We start from the raw sequence: 16,357 nt of genomic DNA, 5'->3' as shown, positions 1-16,357 counted from the left end.
CGTGACGGCGACGGGGAAGGCCCGGGACCGGGGTGGGGGAGCGGTCCCGGGCCGACGCTCACCCCAGCGGGGCGAGCGTCCACAAGCGGACGGGCATGCTGCTCACCCGGCCGAGCTCCTGCTGCCGACGCCAGGCGGCCTCGCCCACCGCGCGGAAGAACGCGGCGCCCAGCGCGGGTTCGACCAGTCGACTGTAGTAGTCCCCGAAGGTGGCGGCATGGAAGTGCTCGTACTGGGCCGCGCTGCCGACGGTGACCACCGCCTCCCGCTCCAGCACGGCGGCGGTCCGCAGCCGGCGGCCGAGCAGCTCGTCGAGGCCGTCGGTGCTCCGGGTGCGGGTGGCGATCGGGACGATCCGCCGCTGGGCGAACAGCCCTGGCACGGCGTCCCGTTCGACGCCCAGAGCGGTCAGCGCGTCGCGGACGATGTCGTCCTCGCCGCCGAGCCCGTGCTCGTCGGCGGCCGGGTGATAGGTCGTCAGCAGGAACCGGCCGTCCGGGTTCAGCCGGTCGGCGACCCAGTCCGCGATCCGGTCCTCCACCGGGTGGAGCCAGTGCAGGACCGAGGTCATGGTCACCACGTCCGCGCCGAGCTCCAGCGGCGGGGGCGAGGTGAGGTCGGCCCGGTGCAGGGCGACCCGGTCGCCGTGCCGCCGCAGCCGCTCCCCGGCCTCGGCGATCCGGTGCTCGGAGCGCTCCAGGCCGACGGCCAGCCGCAGCGAGGGCAGCCGGTCCAGCGCGCTCTCCAGCAGCTGGCCGATCCCGCTGCCCAGGTCGACCAGGACCTCGGGCGCCCCGGTGACCTGGTCGAGCACCCAGTCCCGGTCCTGCACCTGGCGGAGCCGGCTGGCCTCGGCGTAGCCGGCCAGGGTGCTGGCCTGTATCTCGACGGCGGACGTGCTCACTGCTGGACCTCCGTGGCGACGGGTGCGGGTGCAGGTGCGGGTGCGGGTGCAGGTGCGGGTGCCGCGGACGCGGGCGCCGCGGGTTCGGGTGCTGCGGGCGCGGTGACCAGCTGCCGCACCCGCTCGCGGGCGCCGCTCTGGTCGTAGCGCTTGAACAGGTTGATCCGGTTGCGGGCCAGGTCGCCCCGGTGGACGTACTCGTACAGGTCCTGGCGCTGGCCGAAGCCGTCCCCGGTGAGCTCCCAGGCGAGCCGGAAGAGCCGGGACTTCTCCTCGGCCCCGATCCCCCGCCCGCGCATGTAGCGGTCCAGGTGCGGCCGGAGCCGGGGGTTGGCCAGGTCGTTGGCGGTGGGCTGCATCAACAGGCCGGAGGCGCCGATGGAGCGCAGCACCGACACCGCACTGCCCGCCACCTCGGCCGACCAGACCCGGGCGGCCGAGGTGTCCCCGGGGGCCAGCAGCCCGCTGTCGGTGACCGTGGCCCGGGCCTCGGCGGCGTCCAGGAAGTACTCGGTGAGCTCGGCGTAGCCGGCCAGCCGGCCCAGGTCCTCCTGGATGTTGCGGAACCCGTCCACCCCGATGCTCTCGGCCACCAGCGTCGCCGTCGCCAGCAGGGTGCGCAGCCGCTCGCGGTAGCGGACGTGGCCGATGTAGGCGCTCCAGGCGTTGATCCGGCCCAGGCCGGTCCGGGCCAGGGAGCTGTCGCGCAGCAGGAACACCCGGTCCCAGGGCACCAGCACGTCGTCGAAGAAGAGCATGGCGTCCTGCTCGTCGTAGCGGGCGCCGATCGGGTGGGAGTGGCCCCAGGGCGCGCTGCCCAGCGGCTCCCGGCAGAGCGTCACCAGCCCGGGGGTGTTCAGCGGCAGCGCGAACCAGACCACGAACTGCTCGCCCTGCCGTTCGGCGAACGAGGCCGACAGGTAGACCAGCACCTCGTGCGCCAGCGGGGCCAGCGTGGTCAGCTGCTTGGCCCCGCGCACCACGATGCCCTGCTCGTTCTCGGACAGCACCCGCAGCGCCAGGTCGGGATCGTCCAGCGGGTTGGCGGAGCGGTCGATCTGCGGGTCGCCGAGGGCGTGCGAGAGCACCAGGTCGTTCTCGGCGCAGTGCCGGTACCAGGCCTCGGCGTTGGCGCCGAAGCCGGGGTGCGCGGCTTCCAGCCGGTGCCGGAAGTCGTAGACGCCGACCGCGATCGAGGCCATGAAGGCCGGGGAGCGCCCGTGCTGGCCCAGCGCCTCCGCGTGCCAGAACTCGGCGCTGCGCCGCTGGGTCCGCAACTCCTCCAGGGTGCGCGGCGGCTGGTAGCCCCGGGCGAGGCGGTGGCCGGACTCCGGGTCCTTCCAGGTGAGCAGCGAACGGTGCTCGGGGTCGTGCTGGAAGTCGAGCAGCCGGGCGAGTTCGTCGACGGCCGGCTTGAACGCCGGGTGGTCGGCCGGGTCGGTGATCCGCCGGCCGTCGAGGTAGAGCTCGCGGCCGTCGTCGAGCTCGTCCCGGTAGCGGTCGCCGGTGAGCAGGCCCCGGGCGGTGCCGGGGGTGGTCGTGCGGGTCATCAGGGAGCTCCCGTCGGGGCGTGCGGGGAATGGTCGAGGAGGCGGTAGCCGCCGTCGTGGTAGAGCAGCGGCTCGCCGCCGCCCGGGTCGGCCGAGAGCACCCGGCCGACCAGGACGGCGTGGTCGCCGCCGGGCAGGACGCCGTCCAACCGGCAGTCGAACCAGGCCAGGCAGTGCTCCAGCACCGGTGCGCCGGACTCGGCGGCGCGCATCGGCACCCCGGTGAACGGGCCGAGCGCGCGGCCCGCACCCGGGGTGGCGAAGCGCCGGGCGACCTGTTCCTGACGGCTGTTCAGGATCGACACGGCGTAGCTGCCGCTGCCGCGCGCGGCCCGCACCAGCGGACTGCGCCGGTCGATCGCGACACTGACCAGGGGCGGTTCCAGGGAGAGGACGCAGAAGGAGGAGACGGTCTTGGCGAAGAGCTCCTCGCCGTCCTGGACGGTGACCAGGGCGACCCCGGTGGACCACTGCCGTGCGGCCCCGCGGAGTGCCTCGGCCTCCGCCGTCCGGCCGCCCTGCACGGCGCTGCTCATCGCAGCCCCACCCGGTAGGCCCGGAGCCATTCGTCCACCTGGACCAGGTGGTCCAGGCCGCCGACCGGATTGGGCGCGGTGCGCGGGCTCGGCAGCGGTTCGCCGTCGGCCAGCAGCCGCCGCACCGTCGCCCGGTCGACCAGCTGGAAGACCGGGGCGTTCGGGTCGGCCAGCAGCTCCTGGGCGCGGGCGGTGAGGACCTCGGTGTAGCGGACCGCCGGCGTCGACGGGTAGCCGCTCTTCGGCCGGTCGGTCACCATCGGCGGCAGCAGGTCCCGGACCGCGTCCCGGAGCAGCCCCTTGGACCGTCCCTCGGGCGCCTTGAGCGCCCAGGGGACGTTCCAGAGGTACTCCACCAGCCGGTGGTCGGCGAAGGGCACCCGGACCTCCAGGCCGACGGACATGCTGACCCGGTCCACCCGGTCCAGCAGCGGCGGCAGCCACCGGGTCAGCGCCAGGTGGGAGACCTCGCGCAGGCGCCGGTCGGCGCCCTGCTCGCCCTCCAGCCGGTCCACCTCGGCCAGCGAGCCGCGGTACGCCTCGGCGGTGTACTCCTCCGGCCGGGCCTCGGCGGCGGCCTCGGGGCGCAGCAGCGCGGCCGGCGTGGTCCGGCCGTGCAGCCAGGGGAAGGTGTCGGCGGCGAGCGCGGCGGCGTCGTGGAAGTACGGGTAGCCGCCGAAGACCTCGTCCGCGACCTCGCCGGAGAGCGCCACCGTGGAGTGCCGCCGGACCTCCCGGAAGAGCAGGTGCAGCGAGGCGTCCATCTCGCCCCAGCCGGGCCGGTCGCGGGCGCGCAGCACCTGGTCGCGGGCGTCGAGCAGGTCGTCGTCGGGGACCACGACCGAGGTGTGCAGGGTGCCGATGTGCTCGACCGCGGCCCGGACGTAGGGCGCGTCCTGGCTGGTGCGCCAGGCGTCGGGGACGCGGTCGGCGCTGCCGGGGAAGTCCACCGAGAAGCTGGTGACCTTGCCGAGGCCGTTCCGCTCCCGGGCCGAGGCGGCGAGTGCGGTGATCGCGCTGGAGTCCACGCCGCCGGACAGCAGGGTGCACAGCGGCACATCGCTGAGCAGCTGGCGTTCCACGGAGTCGGCGAGCAGCGCCCGGACGGTCGCCCCGGTGGTCGCCGCGTCGTCGGTGTGCGTACGGGAGACCAGGGCCCAGTAGCGGGTCTCCCGGGCGCCGCCGCGGCCGAAGCGGACCAGATGGCCGGGGCGCACCTCGTGCAGTCCCCGGAACAGGCCGTGGCCGGCGCTGGGGGCGGCCGGGAGCGCGAACAGCTCGGCGATGCCCTCGCCGTCCAGCTCGGCGGTGAACAGCGGGTTGGCCAGCACCGCCTTGGGTTCGGAGCCGAACAGCACGCCGCTGGGGTGCCGGTGCCAGTACAGCGGTTTGATGCCGAGGTGGTCGCGGACCAGCAGCAGCTCCTCGCGCGCCGGGTCCCACAGGGCGTAGGCGAAGATGCCGTTGAACCGGGCCGGGGCCTCGGCGCCCCACTGGAGGTGGGCCCGGAGCACCACCTCGGTGTCGGAGCGGCTCCGGAAGACGTGGCCCAGGGCCTCCAGCTCCCGCCGCAGCTCCCGGTGGTTGTAGAGCTCGCCGTTGTAGCTGAGCACCGCCCGCGGCGACTCCTCGGCCGCGGCGCCCCGCTCGGCGGCCAGCGGCTGCCGGCCGCCGGCCGGGTCGATCACCGCGAGCCGCCGGTGGCCCAGGGCCGCGTGCCGGGACAGCCAGACGCCGTCGGCGTCCGGGCCCCGGCAGCCGAGGGTGTCGGTCATGGCGTGGACGGTCCGCGCCCGGGTCCGCAGGTCGACCTCCCAGTCGACCCAGCCGGTGACTCCGCACATCACGCCTCCCGGGCGTCGTCGGGCGCGGGTGCGCGCTCGGTGTCGTCGGCCGGGTCGCCCGGGTCTGCGGCCTCCCAGCGGCAGCCGTGCCCGGTGGGCCCGGTGCGCAGCCGGTGGCTCGCCCGGTAGCCCTTGACCTCGATGTTGGCGGTGAGCGCCTCGGTGCAGTAGGTGCACGGGGAGGCGAGGGTCAGCCGGACCCCGCTGCGCCGGGCCCGCTCCCGGTAGTCCCAGATCGAGCAGTGGGTGATGGTGAGCGCCGGCCCCTCGTCCTCGTCGAACTCGTAGTCCGAGCCGTAGAGCTCGGCCTGGCGGGCGATGCGGTGGATCGGGTCGGCCGCGCCCCGGCCGTGGTCGGGCTCGACCTCCCGGTACACCTCGGCGTTGGCCCGGGCCCAGTCGGCGAGGATCTCCTCGCCGTAGCGGGTCACCAGGAAGCGTTCCATCAGGGCCTGGTCCCGGAAGAAGATCCGCTGCCAGTCGGCGGCGGGTGCGGTCAACGGGTCGGGCAGGTCGGCGAACAGGGCGGACTGCAGGGCGAACCAGTCGGTCAGATGGGGTGTGTCGTCTCCGCGTTGGACCAGCAGCCTGGTCAGCCCGGCCTCCGCCTCGTGCAGGCGCTGGCGCCACAGCGCCGAGCGCTCGGCCTCTGGCATCGACCGGTAGCGGGGGCCGACGGTGGCGGGGACGGCGGCCGTGGGCGCCGCGGCCGCGGGTGCGGCGACTGTGCGTGCGACGGCCCGGTCGGGAGCATCGCTCATCGTGATCTCCTTCGGCGGATGGGACCGGGGCCGGCCCTCCCGGCCCCGGTCGCCAGCAACGCTAGGGTCGCCGCCCGGGCGTCAGTAGCGCCCAACGGAGCCGATTGCGGCGACCATGGGCGACCGCGGATGCTCCAAAGGTCGCCCCTCCCCGCGCCGCCGCCGGGCGCGGCGCGGGGAGAGCGGTCAGCTCGCCAGGCCGTGCCGGTGCGCGTAGAGCGCCGCCCGGAGCCGGTCGGACTGCCCGGTCTTGCGCATCGCCTGGGTCAGGTGCTTCTTCACCGTGGCCTCCGCCAGCGCCAGTTCCCGGGCGATCTCGGCGTTGCTCAGACCCCGGGCGAGCTGGGCGAGCACGTCCCGCTCACGGTCGGTCAGCCCGCACTGCTGCGGCGGCGGTTCGGCTCCGTTCCCGGCGACGCTGGCCCAGTGCACCCGGGCCGCCGGGGGAGCCGGCAGGAAGATCGAGCCGCCGGCCGCGGCCATCGCCACGGCGCCGATGATCCGCTCCTCGGCCAGGTCCAGCGGGAAGCAGCCGCTGGCCCCGGCGAGCAGCACCCGGCTCGCCTCGGCGGTGCTCTCGGCCCGCCGCAGCAACAGCACCTTGGTCTCCGGCGCCCCCTCGGGGCCGCGCAGCCGGAGCACGGCGGCCAGGTCCTCCGCCAGCGAGTCGCCGCGTCCGAGCAGCAACACGTCCGGTCGCACCCGGCGCACCGCCTCCAGGGCGCGCTCGGTGGTGGCGGAGCTGCCGACCACGATCATGCCCGGCTCGGCGGCCAGCACGCTGCGGAGCCCGGCACTGGCCACCGGATGGCGCTCCACCAGGAACACCCGGATGCTCCCGGCCCCGGAGTCCCTGAGCAGCTGGTGCCCGGCGACCAGGTCGAAGGGATTGTTGATCTCGACGTCCAGGGCGGCCGTCCCGGACCGCGCGGCGGCGGGGTGCACCCGCCCGCCCCGCCGGACGGTCCGGGGTGCTCCCGGCCCGGGGACGGCCCCGGGCAGCCCGGTCAACGCACCCATCGCAGACCGCCGTTCGGTGCCGGTACGGATACGGGTGCGGGTGCGGGACGGTGGACGGCGGCACAGCGGTGGTTCGGCATACGGTCCCCTCGGAGCGCGGCAGAACCGGGCCCGTGGGCCCGGTGGTCCCCAGCCGACCCGCGCGGGCCGGGCGCATGCGCCGACCGCGGGCGTCGCTGGGACACGGGGTGGCCCACCCGCGGACGGCGGTGGGCCGGGGGCGTGGACCGCCGGACGATCAACCGGGAGGGCTCCCGGTGAGCGGGGCGGACCCGCCGAGAGGCGGCGGAGGCGGCTGCCGCGGCACGGAAGGGCCGGGCGGGTCAGCCGGAGAGGGGGCGCGGGCGACAGAGCTCGTCGAAGCATCTGCGGTGCCAGGAACCGCCGATGCCGACCAGCGTGAAGTCGGAGCGTCGTATTCCCATGCGTCACAGCGTAGTTGGGTGCTCATTAGCAGGTCAAGGATGGCTCCGGCCACCCGGCGGCCGGTTCGCGGCGGCTCCGGCGCAGCCTGTGACCTCCGGTATCAGCATGAAGACCTGACTGGCTGACCGGTCGCGGCGCGTCCAGACTCCGTCACAGCAGCCGCGAGGCCGGCCGCAGCACACCGCGGTGCCCGCCGGGCCCGCCTCCCGTACCAGGCCCGGCGGGCCGCCCGCCCCGCCGCCGGAACCGACGGCCCCGCCCCGGCGCCGCAGCGCCCGCCGCCGACACCCGGCCCGACCGCCCCGCGTAGCCGACCGCTTCCGCACCCGACCGCCGCCCGTACCCGACCGCCCCGCGCACCCGACCGCCCCGCACCCGTGAGGACTCCGCCATGGCCGCCCCCGCCCGCCCCGCCGTCGCCGGTCCCGTGGAGCGCCCGCGATGAGACGGTTCCTGCTGCGCCGGCTGCTGCTGGCGGTGCCGACCCTGACCGGGGTGACCGTGGTGGTCTTCGCCACCGTGGCGCTGGTCCCGGGCGACCCGGTGACCGCCTTCCTCGGACCCGGCGCGCCCGCGGCGGCCCGGCAGGAGCTGACCCGGCGCCTCGGCCTCGACCGGCCGCTGCCGGTGCGGTACCTGAGCTGGCTGTGGCACGCGCTGCACGGGGACCTGGGCACCTCGATCGCGACCCAGCGCCCGGTCCTGCGACTGCTGCTGCCCGCCTTCGGCGAGACCCTGATCCTCACCGGCGCGGCGTTCGTGCTGGTGCTGGTCGGCGGGACGCTGCTGGGCGCACTCGGCGCGGTCCGGCCCGGCGGTCCGGCCGGCCGGCTCTCGGGCGCGCTGAGCACGCTGTCCGTCTCCGCCCCGCAGTACTCGGTGGCGCTGCTGCTGATCGCGCTGTTCGCGATCCGCTGGCGGGTGCTGCCGGCCGGCGGCACCCACGACGTCTTCGGCGACGGCGGCGCCCTCGACCAGCTCCGGCACCTGGTGCTGCCGGCGGTGTCGGCGGCGCTGGTGCCGCTCGGTCTCACCGCCCGGGTCTTCCGGGCCGCGCTCGGCCAGGTCCTGGCCGGCGAACTGCCGGACGCGCTGCGGGCCCGGGGCCTGAGCCGCGCAGCGGTGCTGCGGCACTGCCTGCACAACGCCTCGCCCGCGCTGCTCACCATCGGCGGCCTGCAACTGGCCTATCTGCTCGAAGGCGTGGTGTTCGTGGAGACCCTGTTCTCCTGGCCCGGGATCGGCCAACTGCTCTACAACGCGCTGTCCGCGCGCGACCTGCCGCTGGTCCAGGGCGGCGTGCTGCTGGTCGCGGTGGCCTTCGTCGGCGTCAACATCCTGGTGGACACGGCGCATGCGCTGATCGATCCCCGAGTCCGTCGATGAGGGGGTCGTCGATGAGGGGATCGTCGACGAGCGGGACGACGGGGACCGTGCCGGCGCCGCGGCGCACCGGCCGGCTGCGGTTCCGCGCCGGACGCCCGGGCGCCGACCTCGGACTGCTGCTGCCCGCCGTCCTGGCGCTGCTGCTGGTGCTGCTCGCCCTCGCCGCGCCGCTGCTGGCCCCGTACGGGCCGGAGACCGGCGCGCTGCAGGACCGGCTGCTCGACCCGGGCACCGCGGGCCACCTGCTCGGCACCGACGGCCAGGGCCGGGACCTGCTCAGCCGGTTGATCTGGGCCGCCCGTCCCTCGCTGATCGGCGGCTTCGCCCCGGTCGCGGTGGCGGCGGCGGCCGGCACCGCGCTCGGGCTCGCCGCCGGGCTCGGCGGCAGGGTCACCGAGCAGGCGCTGCTGCGCTCGCTGGACGTGCTCTACGCGTTCCCCGGGATCCTGCTGGCGATGGCCGTGGCGACGGTGCTGCGGACCGGGCTGGAGGCGGTGGTGCTTTCCCTGTCGGTGGTGCTCACCCCGGCCGTGGCCCGGGTGGTGTTCACCGAGGTCCAGCGGATCCGCACGGCCGAGTACCTGGAGGCCGCCCAGGTCAGCGGCGCCGGACGGATCGCCGTGGCGCTGCGTCAGGTGCTGCCGGTGGTGGCCCCGGTGGTGCTGGTCTACTGCTCCTCGCTGATCGGCCTGTCCGTGGTCTACGCGGCCGGGCTCTCCTTCCTCGGCCTGGGTGTGGAACCGCCGACCCCGGAGTGGGGCAGCATGCTGAACGAGCTCTGGCCCAGCCTGCTGACGCACCCGGCCGTCGCGGTGCTGCCGGGGCTGTGGATCCTGGTCGTCTCGGTGATCTTCAACTCCCTCGGCGAGGCCCTGCGCCGCCGCCTCGGCGAGGGCCGCGACCTGCTCACGGCGGTGGCCCGATGAGCAGTGGCCCGATGAGCGGCGGCCCGGTGAGCGGCGCCCCGGTGAGCAGTGGCCCGCCTCCGCCGGCGCTGGCGGTGCACGGACTGAGCGTCCGTCACCCGCACCCCGAGGGTCCGGTGCTCGCCGTGGACGAGGTCTCGCTGACCGTCGCCCCGGGCGAGGCGCTGGTGCTGCTGGGCCGCTCCGGCAGCGGCAAGACCACGCTGGCGCGGACCGTGCTCGGCCTGCCGGGACGCGGTGCCCGGGTCGACGGACGGGTCGAACTCGGCGGGACCGAGCTGACCGGCCGGCCCGAGCGCGAGCTCGCCCGGATCCGGGGCCGCCGGATCGGCTACGTCCCGCAGGACCCGACCGGCTCGCTGGACCCGCTGCGCCGGATCGGCGCGCAGCTCGCCGAGGTGCTGCTGCGGCACCGGATCGCCGCCGACCGGCGCGCGGCCCGCGCGGCCGTGCCCGGGCTGCTCGACACGGCCGGCATCACCGAGCCCGAGCGGGTCGCCCGCAGCTTTCCGCACCAGCTCTCCGGCGGTCTGCGGCAGCGCGCCGCGGTCGCCCTCGCCATCTGCTGCGGGCCCGAGCTGCTGATCGCCGACGAGCCCACCACCGCGCTGGACGCCCTGGTCCGGGCCCATGTGCTGGACCTCTTCGCCCGGCTGCGGGCGGAGCGCGGCACCGCGCTGCTGCTGGTCACCCACGACCTCGGGGCGGCCCGCCGGATCGGCGGCCGGGTGGCCGTGATGCAGGCCGGACGGATCGTCGAGACCGGCCCGGCCGAGCAGGTGCTCGACCGGCCGGAACACGCCCTCACCGCCGAACTCGTCGCCGCCCGACCGGGAGCCCGCCCGTGACCGCCCCGCTGCTGTCCCTGCAGAACGTGACCAAGCGCTACCCCGGCGCGGACGGTCGGACCGCGCTGGACGGCGTCGGCCTGGAGGTCGCGCCCGGCGAGACGGTGGGCCTGGTCGGTGAGTCGGGCTCGGGCAAGTCGACGCTGGCCCGGATCGCCCTCGGGCTGCTCGCCCCCGACCTCGGCACCGTCCGCTTCGAGGGACGGGACCCGTTCCGGCTGCGCGGGCGCTCGGCCCGGGCGGTCCGCTCCGGCCTGCAGTTCGTCCCGCAGAACCCGGGCGGCTCGCTCAACCCCAGCCTGCGGGCCGGCTCCTCGGTGGCCTTCGCCCTCGCCGTCAACGGCACGCCCCGACGGGAGCGCCGGGAGGCGGTGGCGGCCCTGTTCGAGCAGGTCGGACTCGACCCGGCGCTGGCGCGGCGCTTTCCGCGCGGGCTCTCCGGCGGCCAGCAGCAGCGGGTGGCCATCGCCAGGGCGCTGGCCACCCGGCCCCGGCTGGTGGTCTGCGACGAACCGACCTCCGCCCTGGACCAGGGCGTGCAGCTCCGGATCATCGACCTGCTGACGGAGCTCCAGACGACCACCGGTGTGGCCTACCTCTTCATCTCCCACGACCTGGCGGTGGTCAGGCACCTCGCCGACCGGGTGTCCGTGCTGCGGCAGGGCCGGGTCGTCGAGCAGGGCCCGACCGCCGAGCTCTGGGAGGCGCCCCGGCACCCCTACACCCGGGCGCTGCTGGCGGCGGCCACCGCCGACCGCCCCGCCGCGCCGACCCAGCGCTGACCCAGCGCTGACTCCGCGCCACCGCACCCGACCCGACCAGGAGAGAACGCACATGACGAACCGACCGCCGCACCAGGACGGACCACGCCGCCGGATCCGCTCCCGGGCCAGGGCCCTGCTGACCGCCCTGCTGCTGACGGCCGTGGCCGGCTGCAGCGCGGGCGCCGCCACCACCAGCGCCGACAGCTCCGCCACCGGCGGCAGCGGCGGGACCCTGGTCATCGGATCGACCGGGACCCTGCCCAATCCGGACACCCTCATCGGCGGCGCGGGCTACGAGGGCACCGCGCTGGTGAGCTTCCAGATCTATGACGGCCTCACCCGCTACGACCTGTCCCGGGCCGATGCGCCCGCCCCGATCACCAGCGCCCTGGCGACCTCCTGGAGCGTCGCCCCGGACGGCCGGACCTGGACCTTCACCCTCCGCAGGGGCGTCACCTTCCAGGACGGCACCGCCTTCGACGCGTCCTCGGTGGTCTTCAACCTGGACCGCTACCTGAAGAAGGGCAGTCCCTACTACACCGCCGCGCTCGGCGCCGCCGCCACCGAGTACGCCGGCGACATCACCCAGTACCGGGCGACCGACGCCGACCACGTGGTCCTGGTCACCAGCGTCCGCAACGGGCACTTCCCCGAGGACCTGTCGCACATCCTGATCGCCAGCCCGACCGCGGTGCGGAAGTACGGCACCACCGGCTTCGCCCAGCACCCGGTCGGCACCGGCCCGTTCGCCTTCGTCTCGCAGACCCCCGGCCAGGAGATCGACCTGGTGGCCAACAAGCACTACTGGCGCGGGGCGCCCAGGCTGGACCGGCTGGTGATCAAGTCCCTGCCCGACCCGGCCGCCCGCACCGCCGCGCTGCTCTCCGGCGACGTCAACATGATCGACTACCCGAACCCGGACGACATCCCGACCCTCCAGCGCGACGGCGTGCAGATCGACACCAACAGCTACGACCAGATCTGGTACTGGATCCTGGACGAGTCCAAGGCCCCCTGGAACAACCCGCTGGTCCGCCAGGCCGCCAACTACGCGATCAACCGCGAGGCCATCGCCCAGGACCTGCTGCACGGCACCGCCTCGCCGGCCTACCAGGCCGCGCCCAAGGGCACCTTCGCCTACGACCCGAACGGCAACGTCTACTCCTACGACCCGGCCAAGGCCAAGGCGCTGCTCGCCCAGGCCGGTCTCGCCCACGGGTTCACCACCACCGTCACCGTCCCCACGGCCGGCTCGGGCAACCTGCTGCCGGTGCCGATCAGCGAGGCGATCCAGCACGACCTCGCGGCCGTCGGCATCACCGTGCAGATCCGCACCATCGACTGGTCGACCCTGCTCTCGGCGGAGGCCAAGGGACAGGTGGCGCTCGGCTCGGACGCCCTCGCCCAGTCCACCACGCTGTTCCAGTCCGAGTCGCTGCTGCCGCTGTTCCTCGGCAGCAACAGCCCGTTCTGGACCGGGCACTACTCGGACCCGGCGGTGGACCGGCTGATCGCGGCGGCCTCGGCCTCGACCGACCAGGCGACCCGGCAGCAGGACTACACCCAGGCCCTGGCCCGGGTGACCGCCGACGCCCCCTGGCTGTTCGTGGTCAACGACCGCAATCCGCGCGCCCTCTCGCCGAAGGTGCACGGATTCGTGCAGCCCCAGTCCTGGTTCGTCGACCTGACCAAGGTCTGGGTCTCCAAGTAGCCGCCCGATGACCGCCAGGACCCAACCGACCCGACCCGACGGAACGAGCATCGCGATGACCCTCCAGCACGACCAGCCGAGTTCTGCCCCGGCGGCACCGCCCCGATGGGGGGTCACCCTTCCGCTGCCGGGACTGACCATCGACCGGCACCGCTTCATCATCGAACGCCTGCCGGACCTCGGCTACACCGACGTCTGGAGCGCCGAGGGCGGCGGCACCGACGCCTTCACCCCGCTCGCGGCGACGGCGGCCTGGTCGCCGTCGCTGCGGATCGCCACCGGCATCGTCCCGGTGCACACCCGGGGGCCGGCCGTGCTCGCCCAGACCGCCGCCACCCTGGCCCAGCTCGCGCCCGGGCGGGTGCTGCTGGGGCTCGGCGCCTCGGTCCCCGCCCATGTCACCGACATCAACGGGATCCCCTTCGACGAGCCCTTCAAGCGGACCAGGGACGTGCTCCGGTTCGTCACCCGGGCGCTCCGCGGCGAGCACGTGGCCGGCGACTTCGACACCTTCTCCATCAGCGGCTACCGGCTGCCGCACCCGCCGACCGAGCCGGTCAAGGTGATCCTGGGCGCGCTCCGCCCGGGGATGCTCCGGCTGGGCTTCAACGAGGGCGACGGCGCGATCACCAACCTGCTCTTCCCCGGGGACGTGCCCAGGATCCTGGACGCCGTCGGCCCGCAGCCGCCCGGCAAGGAGCTGGTGGTCAAGGTCTTCGTCTGTCCCACCGAGGACACCGAGTACGCCCGCCGCGCCACCCGTCCCTTCCTGGCCTGGATCCTCAACCGCGAGCCCTACCGGAAGTTCCACGAGTGGCTCGGCCACGGCGACCTGCTGCGCGAGTCGCACGACCTGTGGGCGGCCGGCGACCCGGAGCGCTCGCAGAAGGCGCTGCCGGACGAGGTGGTGGACGGGCTGTTCATCAGCGGCTCGCCGGAGGAGTGCCGGGAGCGGATCCTCCGCTACCACCGTCCCGGGGTGACCACCATCCAGCTCTACGTCTCGCTGCCGCCGGAGGTCTTCGTCAGCCGCGCCCGGCTGCTGGACACGCTGACCCGGCTGGGCCCGGCCGGGGGCTGACCGGGCACGGCCGCAGCCCCTCGTCGCCGGGGGCGACGAGGGGCTGCGGGGGAGTGACCGGTGGGGGGACGGCGGGGGTCACCCGACGTGGCGGGGGAGCCGGGTGGAGAGGGCGATCACCACCACGGTGAGCACTGCCTGGAGGACCAGCACCAGGGTCAGCGCGTGGTGCATGCCCTCGCTCGGGGCCAGGGTCAGGAAGAGCGTGCCCAGGGTGGCGATGCCGAGGGCCAGGCTGGACTGCTGGGTGGTGGCGAACATCCCGCCGCCGACGCCGGCCCGCGCGGCCGGGATCTCCGAGAGGATCAGCCGGATCATCGGCGGCATCACCAGGCCCTGACCGGTGCCGGCGATCGCCATGCCGGGCAGCAGCACCAGCGGGCTCAGCCCGGACCAGTCCAGGCCGACCGTCAGCGCCAGCACGGCCAGGCCGACCAGCTGGACGACCGCGCCGGTGGTGATGACCTTGCTGCCGAAGCGGTTGAGCAGCCGGGGTCCGGCCAGCGAGGCGGTGAAGAAGCCCACCGCCATCGGCACCATCGCCAGGCCCGAGGCGATCGGCCCCTCGTACAGGCCCTGCTGCAGCGCGACGGCCATCACCAGCATGAATCCGCCGAAGCCGGCGAAGAAGGGGACGGCCATGGTGAGCCCGGTGCGCAGGCCGTGGATCCGCAGCAGCGAGAAGGGCAGCAGCGGGACCGCGCCGGCCCGCTCCGCGCGGCGCTCCACGGTCACGAAGGCGGCGACCAGGAAGGGGAAGGCTGCCAGCAGCGCCCAGGTCCACCAGGGCCAGCCGAGCGCGCGGCCCTCCATCAGCGGGACCAGCAGCGCCAGCAGGGTGGCGGCCAGCAGCGCGGTGCCGGGCAGGTCCACCCGGGCCGGGTCGGCCGAGCGGGTCTCGGGCACCGAGCGCAGCGCCAGCAGCGCGGCGGCCGCCGCGACCGGCACGTTGACCAGGAAGATCAGCCGCCAGCCGGTCCCGAACAGGTCGGCCGAGAGCAGCACGCCGCCGAGCACCTGGCCGATGACCACGGAGATGCCGCCGACCGCGCCGTAGATGCCCATGGCCCGCGCCTTGCGCTCGCCCTGGGTGGCGGACTGGATGGTGGCGAGCGCCTGCGGCAGCATCAGCGCCGAGGCCGCGCCCTGAGCGACCCGGGCGGCCACCAGCGCCAGGGCGGTCGGGGCGATGCCGCAGGCCAGCGAGGTGAGGCCGAAGGCGATCGAGCCGGCGATGAACAGCCGGCGGCGTCCGAAGAGGTCGCCGAGGCGGCCGCCGAGGACCAGCAGCACCGCGTAGGCGATGCCGTAGCCGGCGACGAACAGCTCCAGGGTGGCCGGGCCCGCGGTCAGGTCCCGGTCGATGGTGGGCAGCGCGACATTGACGATGAAGAAGTCCAGCATCGGCAGGAAGGCGCCGAGCAGGACGGTGATCAGGCCCAGGGTGCTGAGCCGGGGAGTGGCGCCGGTGCCGGTGGGTGAGGAGCCGGGGGCTTCCGTCCTGCCGAGGCGGGTGACGCGCGGCAGGACGCTTGCTGCGGAGGAGGGTCGGGTCATGGTCACGGGCTCTACGATCCGCTCCGCGTCAGCCTGGTACCAGTGTCCAGTTATCCTGGTATTGAAAGTACCTGGCACAGGGATGCGGAGTCCGGCATCCTGGAACCCATGAGCACCGTAGCCGCCCCGCTCGCCCTTGTGCACTCCACCTCCGCCAAGCCCGAGGAAATCCGTCGACGCGAGCTCGCCGCCTTCCTCCGCAGCCGCCGCGAGCGGCTGTCGCCGGAGCAGGTCGGGCTGCCGGCGCTCGGCCGCCGCCGCACGCCGGGACTGCGCCGCGAGGAGGTGGCGCAGCTCGCCGCCGTCGGCGTCACCTGGTACACCTGGCTGGAGCAGGCCCGGGACATCCAGGTCTCCACCCAGGTCCTGGACGCCATCGCGCGGGGCCTGCTGCTGGACCCGAACGAGCGGGCGCACCTCTTCACCCTGGCCGACGCCACCGATCCGGCGCCCCCGGCGATGTGCCCGACGGTCACCCCGGCCGTCCGGGCGATCATGGAGCAGCTGGAGCCGATGCCGGTGGTGGTGACCAACTCCCGCTGCGACATCATGGCGGTCAACCGCACCTACCGGCACCTGATCACCGACCTGGACGCGGTCGCGCCGGAGGACCGCAACTTCCTCTGGCTGGCCTTCACCCACCCCGAGTGGAAGAAGGTGCTGGTCGACTACGAGGGGGCGACCGCCTCGATGGTCGCCAAGTTCCGCGGGGCGATGGCCGACCATGTGGCCGAGCCGGCCTGGAAGTCGCTGCTCAAGCGGCTGCGACTGGCCTCGCCGGAGTTCGAGGCCCAGTGGGAGCGGCACGAGGTGGGCATGGTGGGCCACGGCGAGAAGCGCTTCCGCAACCCGCACGTGGGCCTGCTGCACTTCGAGTTCACCAACCTGTGGCTGGGCCCGCGGCAGAGCACCCGGCTGGTGACCTACAGCCCGGCCGACGACGAGACCCGGGAGCGGATCGAACGGCTGCACGCCTACGCCGTCTCCAAGGAGCAGGCGGCGGTGGGACAATAGGGGGTCCGCCCCGGCCCAGCGCTCGGGGC

Annotated in this window: 14 protein-coding genes; 7 read left to right on the top strand and 7 right to left on the bottom strand. The window is 74.8% G+C overall.

All coding sequences use genetic code 11. From position 1 onward, the window contains the following. Positions 1-58: 58 nt before the first annotated feature. The 6 genes from BS75_RS49235 to BS75_RS48050 form a co-directional block, all read right to left on the bottom strand. Positions 59-904 (bottom strand): class I SAM-dependent methyltransferase, encoded by an 846-nt coding sequence (locus BS75_RS49235; RefSeq protein WP_034088138.1) that lies wholly within the window; start codon positions 902-904, stop codon positions 59-61. Further along, complete coding sequence (locus BS75_RS49230) at positions 901-2,454, bottom strand: 4-hydroxyphenylacetate 3-hydroxylase family protein (RefSeq protein ID WP_063771404.1); 1,554 nt, start codon at positions 2,452-2,454, stop codon at positions 901-903. Before BS75_RS49230 ends, BS75_RS49235 begins: the two co-directional genes overlap by 4 nt. Further along, entirely contained in the window at positions 2,454-2,990 is a 537-nt protein-coding gene (locus tag BS75_RS11345; RefSeq protein WP_052069350.1) for a flavin reductase family protein, read from the bottom strand. The genes BS75_RS49230 and BS75_RS11345 overlap by 1 nt, the downstream gene beginning before the upstream one ends. Further along, positions 2,987-4,834 carry an asparagine synthase (glutamine-hydrolyzing) gene (gene asnB / locus BS75_RS11340; RefSeq protein ID WP_034088137.1) on the bottom strand — a complete coding sequence of 616 codons (1,848 nt, stop codon included), beginning with the start codon at positions 4,832-4,834 and terminating at the stop codon, positions 2,987-2,989. The genes BS75_RS11345 and asnB overlap by 4 nt, the downstream gene beginning before the upstream one ends. Beyond that, positions 4,834-5,595, bottom strand: a complete 762-nt coding sequence (locus BS75_RS11335; RefSeq protein WP_052069349.1) for a hypothetical protein — start codon at positions 5,593-5,595, stop codon at positions 4,834-4,836. Before BS75_RS11335 ends, asnB begins: the two co-directional genes overlap by 1 nt. Positions 5,596-5,781: 186 nt before the next feature. Continuing rightward, positions 5,782-6,615: a response regulator transcription factor gene (locus BS75_RS48050; protein WP_160312221.1), complete on the bottom strand. Its 834-nt coding sequence runs from the start codon at positions 6,613-6,615 to the stop codon at positions 5,782-5,784. A gap of 867 nt (positions 6,616-7,482) precedes the next feature. Between BS75_RS48050 and BS75_RS11325 the strand changes: the two genes are divergently transcribed. From BS75_RS11325 to BS75_RS11300, 6 genes are read left to right on the top strand one after another with little or no spacing between them, the layout of a single operon-like run. Then, the gene (locus BS75_RS11325; protein ID WP_034088135.1) at positions 7,483-8,427 is read left to right on the top strand and encodes an ABC transporter permease; all 945 of its coding nucleotides are present in this window, start codon (positions 7,483-7,485) and stop codon (positions 8,425-8,427) included. 47 nt (positions 8,428-8,474) lie between these two features. Further along, a complete protein-coding gene (locus BS75_RS11320) occupies positions 8,475-9,353 on the top strand; it encodes an ABC transporter permease (protein ID WP_042436951.1) in 879 nt (292 codons plus the stop codon). Continuing rightward, positions 9,350-10,201: an ABC transporter ATP-binding protein gene (locus tag BS75_RS49225; protein ID WP_197091929.1), complete on the top strand. Its 852-nt coding sequence runs from the start codon at positions 9,350-9,352 to the stop codon at positions 10,199-10,201. The genes BS75_RS11320 and BS75_RS49225 overlap by 4 nt, the downstream gene beginning before the upstream one ends. After that, positions 10,198-10,983, top strand: coding sequence for an ABC transporter ATP-binding protein (locus BS75_RS49220; RefSeq protein ID WP_042436954.1), 786 nt, complete (start codon positions 10,198-10,200; stop codon positions 10,981-10,983). Before BS75_RS49225 ends, BS75_RS49220 begins: the two co-directional genes overlap by 4 nt. A 52-nt stretch (positions 10,984-11,035) precedes the next feature. Next, a complete protein-coding gene (locus BS75_RS11305; RefSeq protein WP_034088134.1) occupies positions 11,036-12,676 on the top strand; it encodes an ABC transporter substrate-binding protein in 1,641 nt (546 codons plus the stop codon). 7 nt (positions 12,677-12,683) lie between these two features. Next, positions 12,684-13,757 (top strand): LLM class F420-dependent oxidoreductase, encoded by a 1,074-nt coding sequence (locus BS75_RS11300; RefSeq protein ID WP_231607745.1) that lies wholly within the window; start codon positions 12,684-12,686, stop codon positions 13,755-13,757. Between the two features lie 78 nt (positions 13,758-13,835). Here BS75_RS11300 and BS75_RS11295 read toward each other — a convergent pair whose 3' ends face one another. Then, positions 13,836-15,314, bottom strand: a complete 1,479-nt coding sequence (locus BS75_RS11295) for an MFS transporter (RefSeq protein WP_081983257.1) — start codon at positions 15,312-15,314, stop codon at positions 13,836-13,838. A 108-nt stretch (positions 15,315-15,422) separates the two neighbouring features. On the opposite strand from BS75_RS11295, the gene BS75_RS11290 reads away from it, so the two are divergent. Further along, a complete protein-coding gene (locus BS75_RS11290) occupies positions 15,423-16,328 on the top strand; it encodes a helix-turn-helix transcriptional regulator (protein WP_042436958.1) in 906 nt (301 codons plus the stop codon). The last annotated feature ends 29 nt before the right edge of the window (positions 16,329-16,357 follow it).

It is taken from the genome of Streptacidiphilus albus JL83, from assembly GCF_000744705.1.
In the GTDB taxonomy this organism is placed as follows: domain Bacteria; phylum Actinomycetota; class Actinomycetes; order Streptomycetales; family Streptomycetaceae; genus Streptacidiphilus; species Streptacidiphilus albus.
The sequence above is the reverse complement of the archived record's forward strand: the minus strand, read 5'-3'. Positions and strand labels throughout refer to the sequence as shown.